Annotated in this window: 23 protein-coding genes and 2 pseudogenes; 4 read left to right on the forward strand and 21 right to left on the reverse strand. The window is 63.9% G+C overall.

The annotated features are described in order from the left end of the window. Positions 1-18: 18 nt before the first annotated feature. The 9 genes from thiL to glyA form a co-directional block, all read right to left on the reverse strand. Positions 19-1,008 carry a thiamine-phosphate kinase gene (thiL, locus tag AB7F49_RS15015; RefSeq protein ID WP_428523665.1) on the reverse strand — a complete coding sequence of 330 codons (990 nt, stop codon included), beginning with the start codon at positions 1,006-1,008 and terminating at the stop codon, positions 19-21. 95 nt (positions 1,009-1,103) lie between these two features. Next, a complete protein-coding gene (nusB, locus tag AB7F49_RS15020) occupies positions 1,104-1,601 on the reverse strand; it encodes a transcription antitermination factor NusB (RefSeq protein WP_428523667.1) in 498 nt (165 codons plus the stop codon). After that, the gene (gene ribH / locus AB7F49_RS15025) at positions 1,598-2,113 is read right to left on the reverse strand and encodes a 6,7-dimethyl-8-ribityllumazine synthase (RefSeq protein ID WP_428523669.1); all 516 of its coding nucleotides are present in this window, start codon (positions 2,111-2,113) and stop codon (positions 1,598-1,600) included. The genes nusB and ribH overlap by 4 nt, the downstream gene beginning before the upstream one ends. Positions 2,114-2,183: 70 nt before the next feature. Next, a complete protein-coding gene (locus AB7F49_RS15030; RefSeq protein WP_428523671.1) occupies positions 2,184-2,789 on the reverse strand; it encodes a riboflavin synthase in 606 nt (201 codons plus the stop codon). A 162-nt stretch (positions 2,790-2,951) separates the two neighbouring features. Then, positions 2,952-4,055 carry a bifunctional diaminohydroxyphosphoribosylaminopyrimidine deaminase/5-amino-6-(5-phosphoribosylamino)uracil reductase RibD gene (gene ribD, locus AB7F49_RS15035; protein WP_428523673.1) on the reverse strand — a complete coding sequence of 368 codons (1,104 nt, stop codon included), beginning with the start codon at positions 4,053-4,055 and terminating at the stop codon, positions 2,952-2,954. Next, a complete protein-coding gene (locus AB7F49_RS15040) occupies positions 4,052-4,393 on the reverse strand; it encodes a HepT-like ribonuclease domain-containing protein (protein WP_428523674.1) in 342 nt (113 codons plus the stop codon). The genes ribD and AB7F49_RS15040 overlap by 4 nt, the downstream gene beginning before the upstream one ends. After that, complete coding sequence (locus AB7F49_RS15045) at positions 4,393-4,689, reverse strand: nucleotidyltransferase family protein (RefSeq protein WP_428523676.1); 297 nt, start codon at positions 4,687-4,689, stop codon at positions 4,393-4,395. Before AB7F49_RS15045 ends, AB7F49_RS15040 begins: the two co-directional genes overlap by 1 nt. A gap of 62 nt (positions 4,690-4,751) precedes the next feature. Continuing rightward, positions 4,752-5,234 carry a transcriptional regulator NrdR gene (nrdR, locus tag AB7F49_RS15050; protein WP_428523678.1) on the reverse strand — a complete coding sequence of 161 codons (483 nt, stop codon included), beginning with the start codon at positions 5,232-5,234 and terminating at the stop codon, positions 4,752-4,754. Between the two features lie 11 nt (positions 5,235-5,245). After that, positions 5,246-6,553, reverse strand: coding sequence for a serine hydroxymethyltransferase (gene glyA, locus AB7F49_RS15055; protein WP_428523680.1), 1,308 nt, complete (start codon positions 6,551-6,553; stop codon positions 5,246-5,248). A gap of 426 nt (positions 6,554-6,979) precedes the next feature. Here glyA and AB7F49_RS15060 point away from each other — a divergent pair, with 426 nt between their 5' ends. The 3 genes from AB7F49_RS15060 to AB7F49_RS15070 all read left to right on the forward strand — a co-directional run bounded on the left by AB7F49_RS15060 (position 6,980) and on the right by AB7F49_RS15070 (position 8,257). Next, positions 6,980-7,171: a hypothetical protein gene (locus AB7F49_RS15060; RefSeq protein WP_428523681.1), complete on the forward strand. Its 192-nt coding sequence runs from the start codon at positions 6,980-6,982 to the stop codon at positions 7,169-7,171. Between the two features lie 274 nt (positions 7,172-7,445). Then, on the forward strand, positions 7,446-7,985 hold the full coding sequence (locus tag AB7F49_RS15065; RefSeq protein ID WP_428523683.1) for a DUF1236 domain-containing protein: 540 nt from the start codon (positions 7,446-7,448) through the stop codon (positions 7,983-7,985). 68 nt (positions 7,986-8,053) lie between these two features. Beyond that, entirely contained in the window at positions 8,054-8,257 is a 204-nt protein-coding gene (locus AB7F49_RS15070; RefSeq protein WP_428523685.1) for a hypothetical protein, read from the forward strand. 54 nt (positions 8,258-8,311) lie between these two features. Here AB7F49_RS15070 and AB7F49_RS15075 read toward each other — a convergent pair whose 3' ends face one another. From AB7F49_RS15075 to AB7F49_RS15095, 5 genes are all read right to left on the reverse strand, one after another. After that, a complete protein-coding gene (locus AB7F49_RS15075) occupies positions 8,312-8,542 on the reverse strand; it encodes a hypothetical protein (RefSeq protein ID WP_428523687.1) in 231 nt (76 codons plus the stop codon). Positions 8,543-8,765: 223 nt separating this feature from the next. Next, positions 8,766-9,464 carry a Crp/Fnr family transcriptional regulator gene (locus AB7F49_RS15080; RefSeq protein ID WP_428523688.1) on the reverse strand — a complete coding sequence of 233 codons (699 nt, stop codon included), beginning with the start codon at positions 9,462-9,464 and terminating at the stop codon, positions 8,766-8,768. A gap of 275 nt (positions 9,465-9,739) precedes the next feature. After that, the gene (locus AB7F49_RS15085; RefSeq protein ID WP_428523690.1) at positions 9,740-9,949 is read right to left on the reverse strand and encodes a DUF6894 family protein; all 210 of its coding nucleotides are present in this window, start codon (positions 9,947-9,949) and stop codon (positions 9,740-9,742) included. A gap of 158 nt (positions 9,950-10,107) precedes the next feature. Next, a complete protein-coding gene (locus tag AB7F49_RS15090; protein WP_428523692.1) occupies positions 10,108-10,296 on the reverse strand; it encodes a DUF6898 family protein in 189 nt (62 codons plus the stop codon). A gap of 20 nt (positions 10,297-10,316) precedes the next feature. Beyond that, the gene (locus AB7F49_RS15095; protein ID WP_428523694.1) at positions 10,317-11,609 is read right to left on the reverse strand and encodes a L,D-transpeptidase family protein; all 1,293 of its coding nucleotides are present in this window, start codon (positions 11,607-11,609) and stop codon (positions 10,317-10,319) included. Between the two features lie 171 nt (positions 11,610-11,780). On the opposite strand from AB7F49_RS15095, the gene AB7F49_RS15100 reads away from it, so the two are divergent. Continuing rightward, positions 11,781-12,020 (forward strand): CPCC family cysteine-rich protein, encoded by a 240-nt coding sequence (locus AB7F49_RS15100; protein WP_428523696.1) that lies wholly within the window; start codon positions 11,781-11,783, stop codon positions 12,018-12,020. A 245-nt stretch (positions 12,021-12,265) separates the two neighbouring features. Here the strand turns inward: AB7F49_RS15100 and ldtR are convergent, their stop codons facing one another. The 7 genes and pseudogenes from ldtR to mmsB all read right to left on the reverse strand — a co-directional run. Beyond that, positions 12,266-12,769: a transcriptional regulator LdtR gene (ldtR, locus tag AB7F49_RS15105; RefSeq protein ID WP_428523706.1), complete on the reverse strand. Its 504-nt coding sequence runs from the start codon at positions 12,767-12,769 to the stop codon at positions 12,266-12,268. 291 nt (positions 12,770-13,060) lie between these two features. Continuing rightward, positions 13,061-13,753, reverse strand: a complete 693-nt coding sequence (locus tag AB7F49_RS15110; RefSeq protein WP_428523708.1) for a Crp/Fnr family transcriptional regulator — start codon at positions 13,751-13,753, stop codon at positions 13,061-13,063. Positions 13,754-13,995: 242 nt separating this feature from the next. Further along, a complete protein-coding gene (locus tag AB7F49_RS15115) occupies positions 13,996-14,715 on the reverse strand; it encodes a formylglycine-generating enzyme family protein (RefSeq protein ID WP_428523710.1) in 720 nt (239 codons plus the stop codon). Between the two features lie 207 nt (positions 14,716-14,922). Next, positions 14,923-15,762, reverse strand: a pseudogene (locus AB7F49_RS15120) (caspase family protein); the annotation flags it as partial. A gap of 260 nt (positions 15,763-16,022) precedes the next feature. Continuing rightward, positions 16,023-16,850 (reverse strand): formylglycine-generating enzyme family protein, encoded by an 828-nt coding sequence (locus AB7F49_RS15125; RefSeq protein ID WP_428523698.1) that lies wholly within the window; start codon positions 16,848-16,850, stop codon positions 16,023-16,025. Beyond that, positions 16,750-17,790 (reverse strand): caspase family protein, encoded by a 1,041-nt coding sequence (locus AB7F49_RS15130; RefSeq protein WP_428523700.1) that lies wholly within the window; start codon positions 17,788-17,790, stop codon positions 16,750-16,752. Before AB7F49_RS15130 ends, AB7F49_RS15125 begins: the two co-directional genes overlap by 101 nt. 106 nt (positions 17,791-17,896) lie before the next feature. Then, positions 17,897-18,799, reverse strand: a pseudogene (mmsB, locus tag AB7F49_RS15135) (3-hydroxyisobutyrate dehydrogenase); the annotation flags it as partial. Positions 18,800-18,861: the final 62 nt, after the last annotated feature.

The raw sequence follows: 18,861 nt of genomic DNA on the forward strand, positions 1-18,861 counted from the left end.
AGCGCAGTATGCGCGCATTCAGAAATGGCTGAACGAACCGCGTGCGAATGTCAGCAATGCACCGTTGGGACTCATCACCCGTGGCGGCGATTGGCCTTCCACAATCTCACCGATTTCGGTGACCGCGATGGCGACCGCTTCGGCATGCTCCTTCAGCGCTGCCACCTTGTCCGATGGAACCGCGGCGAGGATTTCATAATCATCGCCGCCGGTGGCGATGGTTTCGATCAGTCCCGGCACCGCATCCAGCGCCGTCGCCGCCGCCTCGGACAGCGGGACATGGGCGGCCTCGATGCGCGCCGACACGCCGGAGACGGCGCAGAGCTTCGCCAGATCGCCGGACAATCCATCCGATACATCCATGGCGGCGGACGCGAATGCGCGCATCGCGTCCGCCACAGCCATGCGCGGCTGGGGCACACGATAGCGTCCGATAAGATGCGCCGCTTCATCCTCGCCCAGCGACCATTGCGCAACCAGAGCCGGGTTCTGCAGGAGCCGAAGCCCGAGCGCGGCGTCGCCGATCGTCCCGGTCACGACAATGCGGTCGCCGGGCTTCGCGCCGGCGCGCTTCACCATCGTGCCCCGCGGCAACGTGCCGAACGCGGTAACCCCAAGCCAAAGCGGTCCGGTCGTCCGCACGGTATCGCCGCCGTGAAGCGGGCAGTCGAACAGGTCGCAATCCGATTGCAGCCCGGAGGCAAAGGCCGACAGCCACGCCGCACCATACCCGTCCGGCAGCGCGAGGGTCAGAAGGCAGCCGGCGGGACGTGCACCCTTGGCGGCAAGATCGGAAAGATTGACCCGCAGCGCCTTGCGCGCGACCGTCTCCGGCGGATCATCGGGCAGGAAATGGACACCCGACACCACCGCATCAGTGGTCAGCACGAGATCGCATCCCTCGGGCGGCGTGTAGAAGGCGGCGTCGTCCGTGAGCGCGAGTGCGCCCGGCGCCGTGGCAAGCGGCCTGAAATAGCGTGCGATCAGATCGTCTTCGCCGGATGGCATGCGTACCGGTTTTCCGTTTTCCGTTCGACCTCGCAACGTGCGGACCCAGAGCCAGGAACACTGGATTCGCGCTGTCTTGGGAATGTGCGACGCGGTTACATCTCCTTGTGCCCGAACTCATCCGCGCGTGCGCCGCGCGCCAGCATGTCGAGCACCGCGTTGACCATACCGGTCTCGTCGCGGTCGACGAAGGCGTTCGCCACGTCGACATATTCCGACACGATCACGCGTGCCGGAATGTCCTTGCGGCTTTGCAATTCGAAGCAGCCGGCGCGCAGCACCGCGCGCAGCAGCGCCTCGATCCGCTTCAGCGGCCAGCCTTCGGCAAGCGCGGCATCGATTGCGGGGTCGAGCGCGCGCTGAGCGGCGACCACGCCGCGTACGATGTCGCGGAACAGCGCGGCATCCGCCGGCAGATACTTGTTGCCTTCCACCTCGCCGCCGAGCCAATGGCTCTCGAACTCGGCCAGTATCTCGTTGAGGTCGGTGCCGGCGATATCCATCTGGTACAGCGCCTGCACGGCCGCAAGTCTGGCCGCACCGCGCCGGTTCGCCTTGCGGTCGACGCGCTCGGACTTTGACGCGCCGGTCATCGCGATGGTTTCGATGCGGCGCGCTTGATCCGGATCAGAGCCAGCGCCGCACGCGCCGCCTCGCCGCCCTTGTCGCCTTCGGTGACCCGCGCGCGCGCGAAGGCCTGTGCCTCGTTATCGACGGTGAGGATACCGTTGCCGATCGGCATGTTGCGCGCGATCGAGACGTCCATCACGCCGCGGGCGGACTGCTCGGACACGATCTCGAAATGCAGCGTTTCGCCGCGGATCACGCAGCCCAATGCGACGGCGCCGTCGAAAGGCTGCTGCTTCGCCGTCGCGGCATCGAGCGCGATGGCAAGCGCGGTCGGGATTTCGAGCGCACCGGGCACGGTGATGCGATCGTGCGTGGCGCCTTCATCATGGAGTGCGCTGATCACGCCGGACAGAAGCGCATCGGCGATCTCCTCATAATAGCGAGCCTCGACGACCAGGATGCGCGCGCCCTTGAGACTCGCGCCCGCCAAGCTCGCTGCCGCCTCCTCGGGCTTGTTCTGCCGGGGCCCGGCCATTTTCGCATTCTCCGTTGCCGCGCCACTAACTACAGGAAGACCGCATCCGCAAGTGTCAGGCGGTCTCGTGTCAGGCGGTCTCGGCGAGGCGCGCGGCATAGCGTGCCATCAGGTCGATTTCGAGATGGACCGCCGCCTCGGGCTGCCACTCGTTCAGGGTCGTGACCTGCAGCGTATGCGGGATGACCAGGACGGAGAAATCCTCGCCATCGACCTCATTGACGGTGAGCGAAACGCCGTCGAGCGCGACCGAACCCTTCCTGGCGATAAAGCGCGACAATGGTCGCGTCGCGCGAAGCCGGAACCGCACCTGATCGGTCAGGTCCTCGCGCGAAATCACCCGGGCAATCCCGTCGACATGGCCGGTCACGATATGCCCGCCCAGTTCGTCGCCGATCTTCAGCGAGCGCTCGAGATTGATCCGTGTGCCTGCCGTCCAGTGGCGCACATTGGTAAGCCCGACCGTTTCGGCGGCGGCATCGACCGCGAACCAGCTGCGGCCGCCCGCCATTCCGGTTTCAACCGCGGTGAGGCAAATGCCGGCACAGGCGATCGAGGCCCCGATATCGATCGAGGCACGGTCGTAGCTGCAGGCAATGACGATGCGGCGCAGGCCATCCGCCCGCTCCTCCACGCGGCTGATTTCGCCGATATCGGTGACAATGCCGGTAAACATCTAGTGTCCCGAATCCGAACTCCGCTTCATGCTGCGGCTTGCTCGTGAGCGGACTTCGGATTCGAAGGACACCAGCAAACCTTTGATTCTAGTGTGGTTTGGTTCGGAATTCCGCTTGAAGAGCGTGCTGCAAGAATGAAAGCGGATTTCCGAACCACCACACTAGCGCCGCTCGTATCGGTCGAGCCTGTCGGCACCGATGATTTCGGTGTCAATCAACGGCAAGCCCCGGGATGCCGTTAGTGCCTCGCGCGCATGCCAGTCAAGCGCCTCCACGCCGCCCGGCCCGATCGGGACCGGTCCGTGCAGCAACACCGCTTCATCCACCAGATCGGCCCGCAGAAACGACGAGGCGACTTTCGGCCCACCCTCCACCATCAGCCGGGTGATCCCGCGCTCCGCCAGTGCGCGCAATATCGCGTTGAGGTCGAGCCCGCGCTCGCCCGCCGTGACACGCGTGACGATCACGCCCTTCTCGCCCAGCAACCGCTCCCTGTCTTCCGATGCATCCTCTGCACTGAAGACCCAGACCGGAATGTCCCGCGCGCCCGACACAAGCCGGGACTGCACCGGCAATCGCAGCGCCGGATCAAGTACCACCCGGACCGGCGACACTCGCAGCATTCCGGGCAGCCGGCATGTCAGCGCGGGATCGTCGGCCAGCACGGTGCCGATTCCGACCAGGATCGCATCACTCATCGCGCGCATCCGATGCACCTGCGCGCGCGTCTCCTCGCCCGTGATCGACACCGGCTTGCCATCTGCAGGCGCGGCCTTGCCGTCGGCCGATATCGCGAGCTTCAGCATCACATGCGGGCGGCCGTCGAGAATACGGTGAATGTGGCCGGCATGGTCGCGCCGGGCAGCGTCCGCACACAGCCCTTCCGTGACAGCAATCCCGGCCGCCTCCAGCCTTGCATAGCCCTCGCCCGCCACCCTGGGATTGGGATCGATCAGCGCGGAGACCACCCGCGCAATGCCGGCCGCAACGATCGCGTCGGTGCAAGGCGGAGTCTTGCCATGATGCGAACAGGGCTCCAGCGTGACATAGAGGGTAGCGCCGCGCGCCTCTTGGCCCGCGCGCCGGAGCGCTTCGGTCTCCGCATGCGGCCGACCGCCGGGTTGGGTCCAGCCGCGACCGAGCACGATACCGTCCTTCACCACCACCGCGCCGACCGCCGGATTGGGCCAGGTATTGCCGAGCCCGCGCCGCCCGAGCGTGAGCGCAAGCCGCAGGAAGCGCAGGTCGTCGCCTTCGACGCTCACGAACGATCCTTGGACATCGCTTCGATTGCAGTTCTCAATGACGGAAGGTCGGCCTGGACGACATCCCATATGATTGGACTTGAGACGGAGTGATATTCGTGACGCAGGATGTTTCCGATCGTCTCAATGTCACGCCACGGAATTTCCGGTCCGGTGCTTTTCAGCTCGGCCGGAATGCGCCGGCTGGCCTCCGAAATGATCTCGATGCCGCGCTCCCCGCCGCGGCGGAGCAGCCAATCCGATCCAAATTGTTCCAACGTCTTGCCTGCAGTCGCCTGCTCGATACCCGCGATTGCATCGAGAATGTCGTCAATTGCAGGCCCGGCTGCACGCTCCATCAGAACACGCGAATCGCGGACTTCTCAATTCTGTCGCGATGGCGGGGATGGAGACTATCCCGCGTCATCACGTCCACCTTTGTCGTGAGTTGGTCTTCCAGGAAATTCTTGAGACCGGCGAGGTCGACAAGCGAGAACTTCTTCGTTCGATCGTAGTCGATGAAGATATCGATATCGCTGCTACCATTCGTCTCGTCGCGGGCAGTCGAGCCAAACAAGCAGAGCGCAGTCGCGCCACGCGCGCGAAGCGCGGCAGCGTTCCCTTTCAGTCTCGCAATGGCCTCGCTGCGGATCATTCGCGCTTCATAGCACCGCCTGGGCGCGTCCATCAATCGGCTGGGCGAGCCTGACATTTTCTCTATTTTCTCGCGCCGCCGGCCTTGCCGTCATCCTCCCCCGCAAGTTCGGCGAGCGCGTCCTCGAAATCCTTCGGCTCGCGGAAATTGCGATAGACCGAGGCGAAGCGCACATAGGCGACATCGTCCAGTTCGCGCAGATGCGCCATCACCGCCTCGCCGATGGTGTCGGTGGTGATCTCGTTCTCGCCGAGGCTCTCCAATTCGCGCACGATTTTCGACACCATCTGCTCGAGCCGCTCGGGATCGACATTGCGCTTGCGCAGCGCGATCTGCAGCGAGCGCATCAGCTTGTCGCGGTCGAACGGGACGCGGCGGCCGTTGCGCTTGATCACCACAAGCTCGCGCAACTGCACGCGCTCGAACGTGGTGAAGCGGAACTGGCAGGTCAGGCATACACGGCGGCGGCGGATCGCATTCGAATCCTCAGTCGGACGCGAGTCCTTCACCTGGGTATCGAGACTGCCGCAACTCGGACAACGCATGACGCATTCGCCTATTGGTAAATCGGAAACCGCTGCACCAGCGCCTTTACCTTCTCACGGACCGCGGCCTCGACCAGCGAATCCTCGTCCGCCTTTTTCTGCGACAGCACGTCCAGCACCTCCGCGATCATCGCACCGACTTGCTGGAATTCGGAGACGCCGAAGCCGCGTGTGGTGCCGGCCGGCGTACCCAGCCGGATGCCCGACGTGATCGTCGGCTTTTCCGGATCGAACGGGATGCCGTTCTTGTTGCAGGTGATATGGGCGCGCCCGAGCGCCGCTTCCGACACCTTCCCGGTCAGGCGCTTGGGCCGCAGGTCGACCAGCATCAGATGGGTATCGGTACCGCCCGAGGTGATGTCGAAACCGGCTGACTTCAACGTCTCCGCGAGCGCCTTCGCGTTTTCCACGATGTTCTTCGCGTAGACCTTGAAGGATGGCCGCAAAGCCTCTCCGAACGCAACCGCTTTGGCCGCAATCACATGCATCAAGGGACCGCCCTGCAGGCCCGGGAATACCGCCGAATTGATCTTCCTGGCGATTTCCTCGTCGTTGGTCAGGACCACACCGCCGCGCGGACCGCGCAGTGTCTTGTGGGTCGTGGTGGTCACCACATGGGCATGCGGGAACGGCGACGGATGCACCCCGCCCGCAACCAGCCCGGCAAAATGCGCCATGTCGACGAACAGATAGGCGCCAACCTCGTCGGCGATCGCGCGGAAGGCCTTGAAGTCGATGATCCGCGGATAGGCCGAGCCGCCCGCGATGATCACCTTCGGCTTGTGCTCCTGCGCCAGCTTGCGCAATTCGTCCATGTCGATGCGATGATCGTCGGGCCGCACATTGTAGGCGACCGCGTTGAACCACTTGCCGGAATAATTGATTTTCATGCCGTGCGTGAGATGCCCGCCCGCGGCGAGGTTCAACCCGAGGAAGGTGTCGCCGGGATTCATCAGCGCAAAGAACACCGCCGCATTGGCCGAAGCGCCGGAATGCGGCTGTACATTGGCAAACGCGCAGCCGAACAGCCTGGTGATGCGGTCGATCGCGAGTTGCTCGGCGATATCGACGAACTGGCAGCCGCCGTAATAGCGTCGGCCCGGATAACCTTCGGCATATTTGTTGGTCAGCACCGAACCCTGCGCCTCGAGCACGGCGCGGCTGACGATATTCTCGGACGCGATCAGTTCGATCTCGTCACGCTGGCGGCCGAGTTCGTTCGCGATAGCCGCGGCGATTTCAGGGTCGCTCTCGCTCAGGGTTGCGGCGAACATATCGCTGCGCGCAGCGCCGGCCGCGGATCGGTCGGTTGCCGACATGGCGTGTCTCCTGGAAGCCCCGGAACCGGCGGACTAGCATGTCCGGTCCCGGAGCGCCAAGCGATAGATTTCCTCGGCCGATAAGCCGCAATATCTAGGCTCGCAGCGGCGCGACTGCGGCAAAAAAGGGTTTGATTTCCGGCGATCAGCGTCCGCTAGCGGGCAGTCACCATGGCACTGACGTGATCTGGTTGCAGATGTCCTCCAAAACACCTTTCAGTTTTGTAAATTCGCAGCTGGTTGCGCCGGTCGTGTGCATGGAGTGCGGAAACAACGCCTATTGTTTCCGGCGGATGCCGCAGGGATCAGCGGAGTTGCAGAGCTTCAAATGCGCCACTTGCGGACGGGAAACCACGGAACTGCGTGGCGAGGAGGCGAGCGATTACCAGGTAGAAAAAGATGCCGAAAGGATTGCCGGAGTTGGTGATGCGACTGAAGAAAAACTGGACCGAAGCCGAAGACGCCCTGCTTATCGCCGCTGGCTCCGAGACAAGTTTGCAAAGACTGACCGTGCGCCTGAAGCGAACCAGTGCAGCGATCAGAGCCCGGGCCGGACTGCTGCGCATCCCCGCGCCAAAGACTGATCCGAAAAAGAACCGATCCGCGCCAAGCACCTAGGGCCCCAAGCACCTGGGGCCCCAAGCACCTGGGGCCCCGAGCACGCGGCGCAGGACGCCGTGTGCTTGCTGCGGCTCGCCCTGTCCGCGCGGCATCTTGCCGACGTGCCGGGGCAGCGGTGGTGTCGCGTCGAATGATCGTCGCGGCCATCGCGATCGGATCGATCACCCCTCAATCGGAGCGGAGAAACCTTGGAGCCCGAGGAACGTTTCCCCTTTGGAATCAGGACAACGGATCGAAACCAGCCGGGACCAAAGCCACCGCGGGAGTCTGCATGAAACGGTTCACTCTGCTTGCCGTTGCCGGCGCAAGCGCCGCAGTCATTCTCATCCTCGGCTTTGGCTACATCTTGTTCGCCATGCTGACGCCGAACGCGCTGACCCCCGGCGGCATCGAGCCGGAGACCGCGGCCACACGGAATGACCCCAATCTCACGGTGGGCCGCGGAATGCAGGCGCAGCGCGAGGCGGAAAGCGCCGCCGGCAAAAGCGACCCGGTCTATGCGCAGCCGGGAGGCGGCCGCCGCGCTCGCAACATCAAGGATACGTCCCAGCCGCTCTCGATCTCCGCGGACCAGCGTCGCGAACTGTTCGATATCCTGGACCGCGGGTCGCCTCCGAAAACCGAGAAGGCCGATTTCGAACTGATGATCGGCGCCGCGGTACCCCGGCAGACCGATCTCGGCGTCCTGCCCGACACCGCAGCCAGACTGCTCGGCGGCTACTGGAATGACGGCGTTGTCGTCGTCGGAGATTCCGCGGTCATTGTCGACGACGATTCCCGCCGTGTGGTCGCCATCATTCCGAGAAGCTAGAATCGGCGCGCTACGGACGAATTGCCGCGGCAGGCGGAACTCCAGCTTTTGCCCGCCCTTTTAGGGTCATGGCAAAGTATGTCGCAGTTTGCACGGAGACCGATGGAAGTCTTCAGATCGAAGAGTTCAAGGCCCCCTCTGACGACAAGGCCCGCAAGCTTGCCCGCAAGCTCGGCGCCGAGATCCTGATTTCGAAGCGGCGTGCCCTGCCCATGCGCAGCGCCTCCAGCGATACGCAGCGCACGCCGCCTCGGCTGAACGCCGCGTCGTAACCGGACCGGTGAATACCCGTCCGAATCCCTCGCGGTGATGGCCAGCGACGCCGGTCAAAAGCTGGAGCGTGATCTGCCCAGCGCATGCGCCGATCGTTCGATCTGGAGCTGCTGCCGCGCATCGCTGATGGCGGCGTTGGCAAGCACCACCGGGTCATCGTTATCGCTGGAGCGGATCCTCAGGCGCGCGTGTCTGGCGGCCTTGATCTTCTCCTGCCGGCTCAGGGCCTGCTCTCCGAACAGATAGTTCCGCGCCCTGCGATACGCGATACGCTTTGGCTCCATCTTTGTCTCCCTGAAATCGTGCGAACTGAAATCCAGCGACCCATTCAGGACATTGCGGATGGATACGAGAAACAGTCTGTCCGGTGTCAGACGTTCTTTTTCGAGTCCTGCGTTTTGCGATCGTCGCAATTGTCGCAGCGAAAAAAGTTCCGCTATTCGGCATCCGCGATAGCGCTGTTTTTGAACCGATCGGCGTCCGCGTCAGCGAGCAAGACGGAAAACCCTAATTAATGCCGAGCAGCCGGCGGCGCTGGCGCGCCAGCACGCTGTAGCATTCGCAGGCCTTGTTTTCGAGACCGGCGCGGTCGATCACCTCAATGCTGCCGCGGGTGTAGCCGATGAGGCCCTCGGCCTGGAGCGCCTGTGCCACTTCGTTTACGGTCGAGCGCCGCACCGCGAGCATGTTGGCCAGATATTCCTGTGTCAGCGGAAGTGCGCCGTTTCCAACCCTGTCGTGCGACTGAAGCAGCCAGCGCGCGCATCGCGCCTCGACCTGATGCCTGGCATTGCACGCGGCGGTCTGCTGGAACTGGTTGATCAGCATCTCGTTGGCACGCGCGATCAACTTTCGAAACGGGTCATTGCCGTTGAACAGCAGCAGGAAGTCCGAAACGGAGATGCGGGTCGCCGTCAGCGGCATCTGGACCACGGCTCGGTTCGCCGAAAGACCGTCCACGAGCGCGGTAGATGTGCCGAACGTCCCCTCATTGCCGACCGTCGCGGATTCCACGGCAATACCGTCTCTCAGGACGATCAGGAGTGAAACCATTCCCGTATTGGGGAAGTAGATGTGTTCGACTGGCTGGTCGACCTCCTGAAGTTCGGTTCCGATCTCGGCGGCAAACGGCTTCATTCGTTCGCCAACGATGATCCGGTCGGCCCTCGGAAGGAAATCAAACAGCTTGTTCTGGAGATGAGGCAATGGGGACTCCTCCGCCAGCCAAGCATGCATCAGCCAGCAAAATCATGCGATCCGTCAGTCGCTGGCGGTGCGCCGCGGGTCAGCATTACGCCGAACAAGCCCGCTCAAATTTTGGTATTTCAATGTCACTCGACAGACAAGCACTATGTGGCTGTACTGGTTCCATTGCAAGCTTCGGGAAAGGGCCTCGGGCCCCAGGGGCAGGACCGGAAGGGTACGTCGGCCGACGCGATAGCGCGGTTTTTCACGGTCTCCAGCTTCCGGCCGCCAAGCTTCTAGCCGATGCGCTTGCGGAAGATATCCTCGCCATCTTCGTTGCGGACGATGATGGTGCCGAACCCGGCATAGTGGTCAAGCTGATGCCCGTTGCCGTTCAGTGCCCTGAGCGCCGCCTCCTGTCTGGCGGCCTGGTCGTTCGGAAGCTCTGCGCCCTGCGTGTCCCTGGCGCGCGTTCCGTCCTCGAGATCGAAATAGTATTTCGGCATTTGCGGGAAAATTCAGGACATCGCCGGTGGTTCCGGCGGGCTCCGAAAACGTTGCGCAACTGTCTTTCGGTCGTGCGATGAGAACCATCTGCTGCCAATGCCACGCCGCGAAAATCAAGCGCGCTGGTGTTGCGATGGATGTCCGGACCCCGTCGGAGCTAGCGGGATCCGGAATTTTCCAACCGTCGGCGCAGCTTGGCCAGCGCCAGCTTTTGCAGATCGCCGCGCGATGCGTGGGACGGGCCCATCACGATCACCTCGATGCCGGTCGCGGCATCAATTGCGGCGACCTTCACAACCGAGCCTATCACGGTGAACTCGAACAGAACCTCGCGGCCGCTCGTCATCAAGGTCACCGGCGGCGTGCTCACCCGCGCGTGACGCCACCCGTCGCGCCGATCCCGTCGCGCCCATAGATGTCGTCGCGGAATTGCACCACGCCGTCCGGCGTGGCCCAGGCGGTGACATAGACCCAGTAGAGCGGGACCGGCGACTTCAGCCGCGCGTCCTTGCGCTCGCCGGAGCGGATCGCGTCGTCGATCTGCTGGCGCGACCAGTTCGGCGTTCCGGCCAGCAGCCACGTGACCAGCTCGCGCACATTCTGCACCCGCACGCAGCCCGACGAATGAAAACGGAAGTCCTCGCCGAACAGATTGCGCGACGGCGTATCGTGCATGTAGACGCCGTGTGCGGACGGGAAATTGATGCGGATCGCGCCGAGCGAGTTCAGATCGCCCGGGTCCTGCTTGAACATGTAATTGACCGCTTCCTCCGAGTACCAGTTGATCTGGGTCGGCTGCAATTCGTTGCCACGCCCGTCCAGGATGCGGATGCGCTGCTTGGTCAGGTAATCCGGCTCCTCCTGCATTTTCGGGATCAGATCGCGCTTCACGATCGAAACCGGCACGGTCCAGAACGGGTTGAAATTGACCTCGACGATCTTGCTGTTGATATCGGGCGAGGCGCGGTCCGGCTTGCCGACCACCGCGGTGTGGCGGGTAATCGCGACGCCGTTTTCGATCGCCTCGATCTGCGCGGCGGGGATGTTGCACATCACGAATTTCGGACCGAGATTGCCGGAGAAGCTCCGCAGCCGAATCAGATTGGTGCGCAATTGTGCCAGCCGCTGCTCGGCCGGCACGTTCAGCGCGGACAGGGTGGCCTCGCGCGCCATGCCGTCGACGGTGAGCCCGTGACGGGCCTGGAAGCGCTTCACCCCGGCCTCGACGTAGGAATCGAACACGTCCGACACGCCGGCGCTGGTGGCAAGGTCGCCGCCCGCAATCAGCCGCTGGCGCAGCGCCATTACCGCCTTGCTGCGGTTGCCGACCCGCAGCCTCTCATTCTGGGGAACCTGCGGCCAGCCGCCCTGCGCCGCCATCTGTTCGTAGCGCGGGATCGCAGCCTCAGTGGTCTGCACCGTTGCCGGCGACAGCGTTGGCAGCGAGGTCTTCGGCATCTTCACCGAGCGGATGCCGGAATCGTAGGTCTGGCCGAAATCGCTTCGCCGGGTCTGCTCCATCAGAAGCTGCAGCATCTGATCCTGGGCCTGCGCCCGGCCGGCGGCCAGCGCCGCGCCGGCGCCGAGAGCGCCACGGCCGAGATGGCGCAGCAGGGAACGGCGGTTCCAGTGGCGCAGATATTCCGGGCGGTCGGTCATGCGGTGTCCGATACGGCCTCAAGTGGGTCCATTAAAGCGGCGGGCGCAGGATTGGCAATGGGTCGGGCGGAATTGGGGCGCGGCATGCGCCAAACCGCCCTTGCAATCGGGCTGAAGGCTGATGACCCTTCCCTATTCTGGAAATTCGCCCTGCCCGTCCTGGAGATTCGGATGTCCGTTCGCTGCCCGTGTTGCGGCTATCGCACGCTGACCGAGCCCGCGGCGTTCGAAATCTGCGCGGTGTGCTGCTGGGAGGACGACGGCCAGAGCGATGCAGACGCCGGCATCGTGCGCGGTGGCCCGAATGGTGCGCTGTCGCTGTCGGCCGCGCGGGAAAATTTCGCCCGCACCGGAGCGTGCGATCCGAACTTCGCTCCGCGGGTGCGCGCACCGAAGCCGGAGGAACTCTAGCGAGCCGACCGCCCTGCGCTCGCGCTCGCGGTTCAACGGCGAGCGGCGGATCGGCTGGCTCGGTTCGCAAGGCTGCGCCAAAAAGCCGAATCGGCGATGGCCGAAGAAAAAGCCCCGGCGTTTCCGCCGGGGCCAGGTCAGGTCGACACACGTTGGCTTGTTGACGTCTGCGGCTTATTGAAACCGCGGCCTCGTTGAAGCGCCGGGCGTGTTGAGGCCTCGGGCCTGTTGAAAGGCGCCGCCTGTCACAGCCGATACAGAATCTGGTCGGTCCAGAAGCGCTCCAGCCGGTGCAGCGACTTGTTGAGCGTGCCGAATTCCTCGGCAGCGATCCCGCCGACCTGTTCGACGGTCCGCACATGCTTCTGGTACAGGTTCTCGACGATGTCGCGGACCTCGCGGCCCTTGTCGGTCAGCTTGATGCGGACCGAGCGGCGATCCACCCGCGAGCGCTGATGATCGAGGAAGCCCATCTCGACCAGCTTCTTCAGATTGTAGGAGACGTTGGAGCCGAGATAATAGCCGCGCGTGCGCAATTCGCCCGCGGTCAGTTCCTTGTCGCCGATATTGTAGAGCAGCAGCGCCTGCACCGAATTGATGTCGGCGCGGCCACGCCGGTCGAATTCGTCCTTGATCACGTCGAGCAGGCGCCGATGCAGGCGCTCCACCAGGGTCAAGGCTTCGAGATAAAGCGGCCGGATGTGCTCGAAGCGCTGCGCGTTCTGCGCGGGTTGCTCCGCCGGTTTCATAACGGCTTTCATGTGACGCCTTCCTGTATCGTTTTTCGTATCTTGATGCGAGGCCCTGTTTCCCCGCTTAAGGACGTAAATTACGGGTGATGATCTAAAATCGGCTTAAACAACAGCATAAAGAGAAGGTTTATTTGGCCCGCGGACCGATCAATTAAGGCAGCAATTGCAACGCTTTTCGTAACGCGCGATTCACTCTTCGGCGCTTCGCGTTCCGGCATGTGCAACCCGCACACATTTCGCGCAGATGCGCGCGCCGAATGTCGCGCAACGGTTGCGATCGGCCCGCACTCAGATGAACGGCCGCTTGTGCTCACCCGGAAATTCGAAATTGGCGATCCGCGCCAATCCGTCGCGATCGAGTATCTCGAACGCCCTTCCCTTCCAGCGCATGGTGCGCGTCGCCGACAGCTTCTTCAGCGTCTTGTTGGCGTGCACGAGCGACATGCCGAGCGTGTCGGCGACATGCTGTTGCGTGAACGGAAACTGGATGGTGTTGCCCTTGGTCAGGGCGACCTCCTGCGCCCGCACGAACAGATGCAGGAACAGCCAGGCCATGCGCTCGATCGCGGTGCGCCGTCCGACACTGAGCAGGCTCTCGTCGAGAATCTGCTCCTCGCGCGCGGCAAGCCAGGTGACGTCATAGGCGAGCGCCGGAAATGTCGTGTACAGGTCCCAGAGCTTCTCGCGCGGGAAGATGCACAGCGTCATGTCGGTCAGCGCCTCGACCGAATGCTGCATCTCGTCGGCGACCGTGCCCTGCAGCCCGAGGAAATCCGAGGGAATGGCGAAATTCAGAATCTGGCGTCGCCCGTCCGGCAGCGTCTTGTGGCGAAACGCCCAGCCGACCAGCACGGTGTAGAGATAGGCGGAATTGGTGCCTTCGAGCAGGATGCTGGTGCCGGCCTCGATATTCAGTTCGCCGGACTTGAAGCTGCGCACGAAGTCGAGCTCCTGCGGCGTGAAGTCGCGCAGCACCTCCATCCGGCGCAGCGGACATTGCTCGCACGGCACCTGGCGGCCGGGAATGGCGATCGCGCGGGTGCCGGGCTTGTTGTGGGCGGCGGTGCGCTTTTTGGAGACGGGGGGCATTCAAAGGGTCGCACCGCTGGAGCCATCGGCCCGACCTAACGCGCGAGCGCGGATTTGGTTTCCCGTCATCGCGCATTGTGATCCGCGACGGAGGCGGCGCCGCACCCCGGTCCCCGGCCGAAGGAGGTCAAGACTCAAGGTATAAGCGTTCGGGCAACGCGGAATCCGAAGTCAGAGAAGCGGTGCGACGTGTCGCCGCTCACGCGAATCGCCGAGCGGAGGGCCATCGGATTGTTGACCCAGGACCCGCCGCGCATGACGCGCCGAGTGCAGTCGCCGCGGGTCCAGGCCGATCCGTCCGTGGGCACCCCTGAATAGTTTTCGTTCCGGCAATCCTCCGTCCATTCCCAGACATTGCCGTGGACCTGATAAAGCCCGAAGGAGTTCGGCTGGAACGAATCGACCGGCACCGTCCGCTGCCGGAAGACCCCCTTGCGACCCGCGCCGTATGTATAATCGCCGTTGTAGTTCGCCTGGTCGGTGGAGACGCTCGCGCCGAACGAAAACGGCGTCGTCGTTCCGGCACGCGCCGCATATTCCCATTCCGCCTCGGTCAGCAGCCGATAGCTCTTGCCGGTCCGGCGCGACAGCCACGCCACATAGGCCCTGGCGTCGTCCCAGTTGACATTGATGACCGGCTGTTTGCCGCGGCCCCAGTTCTCGTCTTTCGGACGGTAGCCGTTGCAGCCGCCATCCGCCACGCAGGCGTCCCATTCGTCGAAGGTAATCGCGAACTTGCCGGCCGCGAACGGACGCGCGAACGTCACGCGGCGCGGCGGGCCTTCTTCGCTCCCTCGCCCCTTCTCGCTCGCGGGCGAGCCCATGGTGAACGAGCCCGCCGGAATCGTCACCATTTCGGGGCAGGCGTCGCATTCCTTGAAACTGTCTTTCGGCTTGAGTGATCGCTCGCGCTCCGGTGACAGCGGCGTCACCCTGATCGTCGATTGCGGGAACACACCGACTGCAGGCTTCGGCGCGGTCTCCGGCGGCACCGCCGGCGCAACCGGCGGCGCGACGACGGCGACCTTCGGTTGGGCCTTGTTCCTGAGTTGCTCCTCCAGCGCATTCAGCCGCTCCTGCAGCTTCGCCACATCCGGCGCCGCCTGCGATGCGGCAGCATTGTCCGCGCGCCCCGCGAAATAGAAATCGCCCTTGATCGGCGACAGCGACACCCAGGGCTGCTGCGCATTGCCGGTCGCGCTCGCAACGGCAAGGCCGACTTCGTTGAAAGTGCGGAAGATGTCGAGGCCTGGTTTGCGGATCGCCTGCGCCAGCGCCCGCGTATAGGGGCTGTTGCCGTCATTGCCGTCGGCCGCGACACTGCCAGGCTGGGTTGCGAACGAGATCAGCGTGCCCTGCGGCGCCTGCATCTGCGCAAGGCCGGGCGCCGTGGTGCGCAGGCCGCGGCCGCCGAACGGGTTGTTGCGGCAGGCGTCGAGAATCACAAGGTTGAGCCGGGCGCCCGCACTCTCCATCTGGCGCAGCACGAGATTGGTATCGAGCATCTGGAAATCGACATCGGCTTCGCGCACCGGATTGGCGCCGGTCGGCACGAGATAATTGCTGCCGCGCACCTGCACCCCGTGGCCGGCGAAATAGAACAGCGCCACATCGGCGCCCTGCAAAGCCGTGCTGAAGTTGCGCACCGCCTGGCGGAAGCGCGTCTCGTCGAGGTCGAGTTGCGGCCCGTCGCCGACCAGCCTGAAGCCGAGCGCACGCAGGGTCTCCGCCATCAGCCGCGCATCGTTGCCCGGATTGTCGAGCTTGGCGATATGCGCATAGTCGGCATTGCCGATCACCAGCGCGACGCGCTTCTCGGCCAGCGCGGGCGTGGTGAGAAACACTGCGGCAAACGCGACGGCAATATGTCGAAGCAAATAGTGCCGAAGCAATGACGGCATGGCTCCCCTCCGCTGGCCTCGAACAATAGTGATAGCTCAATCCGGCATTGGTCGCAGCAATCCCGATTCGGGTTCAAAGGCTGCGAAAGTTATTTGATCGTGCGCCTCACTCCCCGCGCAGAAACCGGATGATGCCGGAGAAGTCGCGGCCGCCCTCGCCGCTGTCGACATAATGCTCGTAGATCGCGGCGGCCTGCGAAAGTTTCGGGTCTTTTGCCTGCGGGCTTCGCCCCGACCGAAAGAGGTCAAGAGGTTGAGAGTCAAGGAGTCGCAAGTGTTCGGGCAACCCGGAAGCCGAGAATGCTGGTGCGGTCCTCAGGGGCGAGATACATCCGACACGCAGAGCGAAGGCCTTTCGGAGGACCGTCCCAGGACCCGCCGCGGACGACGAAGCCACCGCAGAGGCCGCCAAACCAGACCGAACCATCCGTGGGCGCGCCTGAATAACTTGGCTTCCAGCAATCCTCCGTCCATTCCCAGACATTGCCATGCACCTGGTAAAGCCCGAACGCATTTGGTTGGAACGAATCGACCGGTACAGTGCGCTCCCGATTCTCACCTCTCCGCCCGCCGTCATAGGTAAAATTACCACCGTAGTTGGCCTGGCTGGTCGAGATCGAACTACCCCACCAGAACGGCGTGCTGGTCCCCGCTCGTGCTACATATTCCCACTCGGCCTCGCTCAGCAGCCGGTAGTCTTTGCCCGCGGTCTTCCGCGACAGATAGCGAATGTAGGCTTGGGCATCGTACCAGTTGACGTTGATGACCGGCTGTTTGCCGCGGCCCCAGCCCTCGTCTTTCGGTCGATGGAATTTGCACTCGCCGTCCGCCACGCAGGCATCCCATTCGTCGAATGTCACCGCAAACTTGCCCACCGCGAACGGCTTCGCCAAAGTCACCTGGCGTTGCGGACCTTCATCGCTTTCGCGTTCCTTCTCGCTTTCGGGCGACCCCATCGTGAACGAGCCCGCCGGCACCACGACCATGTCAGGGCAGGTGTTGCATTCCTTGAATGTGTCTTTCGGCTTGAGCGCGAACTCGCGCTCCAACGACAGCGGCGTAACGATTATCGTCGATGGCGGAAACACCCCGACCGCCGGCTTCGGTCTCCTGCGGCACGGCCGGCGCCACCGGCGGAACGACGACGGCGACCTTCGGCTCGGCCTTGTTGTTGATCTGATCTCTCAGCGTCTTCAGTTCTTCCTGCAGCTTTGCCACATCCGCATTGGGCACCTGCGGCACCGCGGCCGGGCGGCCCCTCAGATAGAATTCCCCGATCAGCGACAGCGACAGTTCCGGCAATTGCGCGCGTCGTGTCGCTTCAAAGACGTCCGCGCTGACACGGCGAAACACCGTGCCGATTTCTTCGGCGGCCTCGATATGCTTCAGGAAAGCTGCGGTGTAGGGCGAATTGCGCCCCGATCCGTCCGCGGCCACCGTGCCGGCCTGAGTCGAAAACGCGAGGATCATGCCTTGCGGGGAGTCGATCCTTGCAAGACCGCGGCCGATGGCTGCGCTGCGCGTCAGACCGATGCGCCGCTTGAGCTGCTCGGCCAGCGGATTGTCGCGGCAGGAATCGAGGACGAGAATGCGCAGGTTCCTCGCCTGCTGCACGTCGGCGACGATCTCATCCACACGCGCCATGCGCCGCAGATCGGCTTCGTCGGTGAGCCTCGCATCGACCGGCATCAGATAATTGACGCCGTTGAACTGCATCGCGTGACCGCTGAAGTAGAAGATCGCGACATCGGCATCGCGCGCTTCCCGCGCGAAGCGGATCGTCACCTCCTCCATGCCGGCCTTGTCGAGGTCGATACCCGTGATGGTTTCGAAGCCGGTGCGCCGCAAGGCTGCGCTCACGTCTTCCGCATCGTTCTTCGGGTTGGGCAGACGGTCGGCATGGCGATAGGCGCCGTTGCCGATGACCAGCGCGACGCGCCTTTCCGCAAGCGCGGGCGTGGCGAGAAACACTGCGGCAAGCGCGACCGCAATATGTCGAAGCAAATAGTGCCGAAGCAATGACGGCATGGCTCCCCTCCGCTGGCCCCGAACAATAGTGATAGCTCGATCCGGCATTGGTCGCAGCAATCTCGATTCGGGTTCAAAGGCTGCGAAAGTTATTTGATCGTGCGCCTCACTCCCCCCGCAGAAACCGGATGATGCCGGAGAAGTCGCGGCCGCCCTCGCCGCTCTCGACATAGCGCTCGTAGATCGCGGCGGCGCCCGCACCGAGCGGAGTTGCGGCCTTCGCCGCCTTCGCCGCCTCCTGCGACAGCTTGAGGTCCTTCAGCATCATGTGCGCGGTGAAGCCGGCCTGATAGTCGCGGTTGGCGGGCGAGGTCGGCACCGGGCCCGGCACCGGGCAATAGCTGGTCATCGACCAGCACTGGCCCGACGATTTCGACGAGATGTCGAACAGCTTCTGTGCATCGAGGCCGAGCTTCTCGGCCAGCACGAAGGCTTCCGACGTAGCGATCATCGAAATGCCGAGGATCATGTTGTTGCAGATTTTCGCGGCCTGGCCGTTGCCCGGCCCGCCGGCATGCACGATGGTCTTGCCCATGGATTCGAGCACGGGCTTGGCGAATTCGAAGGCTTCGTCGGTGCCGCCGACCATGAAGGTGAGCGTGGCGCCCTGCGCGCCGCCGACCCCGCCCGAGACCGGCGCGTCGACCATCGGCAGGCCCTTCGCTTCGGCCGCCGCCGCCACCTCGCGGGCGGTCTCGACATCGATGGTGGAGGAATCGATCAGCAGCGCGCCGGCCTTGGCATTCGCGATGATCCCGTCGGGTCCGAGATAGGTCTCGCGCGTCTCGGCGCCGGACGGCAGCATGGTGACCACGATGTCGGCATCGGACGCCGCCGCTGCGGGCTTGCCGGCCGCGATACCGCCGGCTGTGACGAACTTGCCGACGGCGTCCAGACTGATGTCGTAGCCATGGACGTCATGTCCGGCCTTGACCAGATTCTGCGCCATCGGTCCGCCCATGTTCCCGAGGCCGATAAAGGCTATCCGCGCCATGTCGAGCGATCCTCCGAAGCGAGCTTTTGCGTATCTATGAGCAAGACCTCAATGCGGATGCTCGCGCGCCGAATGCA

The sequence above is a fragment of the Pseudorhodoplanes sp. genome, assembly GCF_050250235.1.
Classification (GTDB): domain Bacteria; phylum Pseudomonadota; class Alphaproteobacteria; order Rhizobiales; family Xanthobacteraceae; genus Pseudorhodoplanes.

Coding starts and splice junctions, on each gene's coding strand:
- thiL (WP_428523665.1), bottom strand. CDS start 1,008: ATGCCATCCGGCGAAGACGATCTGATCGCACGCTATTTCAGGCCGCTT.
- nusB (WP_428523667.1), bottom strand. CDS start 1,601: ATGACCGGCGCGTCAAAGTCCGAGCGCGTCGACCGCAAGGCGAACCGG.
- ribH (WP_428523669.1), bottom strand. CDS start 2,113: ATGGCCGGGCCCCGGCAGAACAAGCCCGAGGAGGCGGCAGCGAGCTTG.
- AB7F49_RS15030 (WP_428523671.1), bottom strand. CDS start 2,789: ATGTTTACCGGCATTGTCACCGATATCGGCGAAATCAGCCGCGTGGAG.
- AB7F49_RS15040 (WP_428523674.1), bottom strand. CDS start 4,393: ATGGAGCGTGCAGCCGGGCCTGCAATTGACGACATTCTCGATGCAATC.
- AB7F49_RS15045 (WP_428523676.1), bottom strand. CDS start 4,689: ATGATCCGCAGCGAGGCCATTGCGAGACTGAAAGGGAACGCTGCCGCG.
- nrdR (WP_428523678.1), bottom strand. CDS start 5,234: ATGCGTTGTCCGAGTTGCGGCAGTCTCGATACCCAGGTGAAGGACTCG.
- glyA (WP_428523680.1), bottom strand. CDS start 6,553: ATGTCGGCAACCGACCGATCCGCGGCCGGCGCTGCGCGCAGCGATATG.
- AB7F49_RS15060 (WP_428523681.1), top strand. CDS start 6,980: ATGCGACTGAAGAAAAACTGGACCGAAGCCGAAGACGCCCTGCTTATC.
- AB7F49_RS15065 (WP_428523683.1), top strand. CDS start 7,446: ATGAAACGGTTCACTCTGCTTGCCGTTGCCGGCGCAAGCGCCGCAGTC.
- AB7F49_RS15070 (WP_428523685.1), top strand. CDS start 8,054: ATGGCAAAGTATGTCGCAGTTTGCACGGAGACCGATGGAAGTCTTCAG.
- AB7F49_RS15075 (WP_428523687.1), bottom strand. CDS start 8,542: ATGGAGCCAAAGCGTATCGCGTATCGCAGGGCGCGGAACTATCTGTTC.
- AB7F49_RS15085 (WP_428523690.1), bottom strand. CDS start 9,949: ATGCCGAAATACTATTTCGATCTCGAGGACGGAACGCGCGCCAGGGAC.
- AB7F49_RS15090 (WP_428523692.1), bottom strand. CDS start 10,296: ATGACGAGCGGCCGCGAGGTTCTGTTCGAGTTCACCGTGATAGGCTCG.
- AB7F49_RS15095 (WP_428523694.1), bottom strand. CDS start 11,609: ATGACCGACCGCCCGGAATATCTGCGCCACTGGAACCGCCGTTCCCTG.
- AB7F49_RS15100 (WP_428523696.1), top strand. CDS start 11,781: ATGTCCGTTCGCTGCCCGTGTTGCGGCTATCGCACGCTGACCGAGCCC.
- ldtR (WP_428523706.1), bottom strand. CDS start 12,769: ATGAAACCGGCGGAGCAACCCGCGCAGAACGCGCAGCGCTTCGAGCAC.
- AB7F49_RS15110 (WP_428523708.1), bottom strand. CDS start 13,753: ATGGAGGTGCTGCGCGACTTCACGCCGCAGGAGCTCGACTTCGTGCGC.
- AB7F49_RS15115 (WP_428523710.1), bottom strand. CDS start 14,715: ATGGTGACGATTCCGGCGGGCTCGTTCACCATGGGCTCGCCCGCGAGC.
- AB7F49_RS15130 (WP_428523700.1), bottom strand. CDS start 17,790: ATGCCGTCATTGCTTCGGCACTATTTGCTTCGACATATTGCGGTCGCG.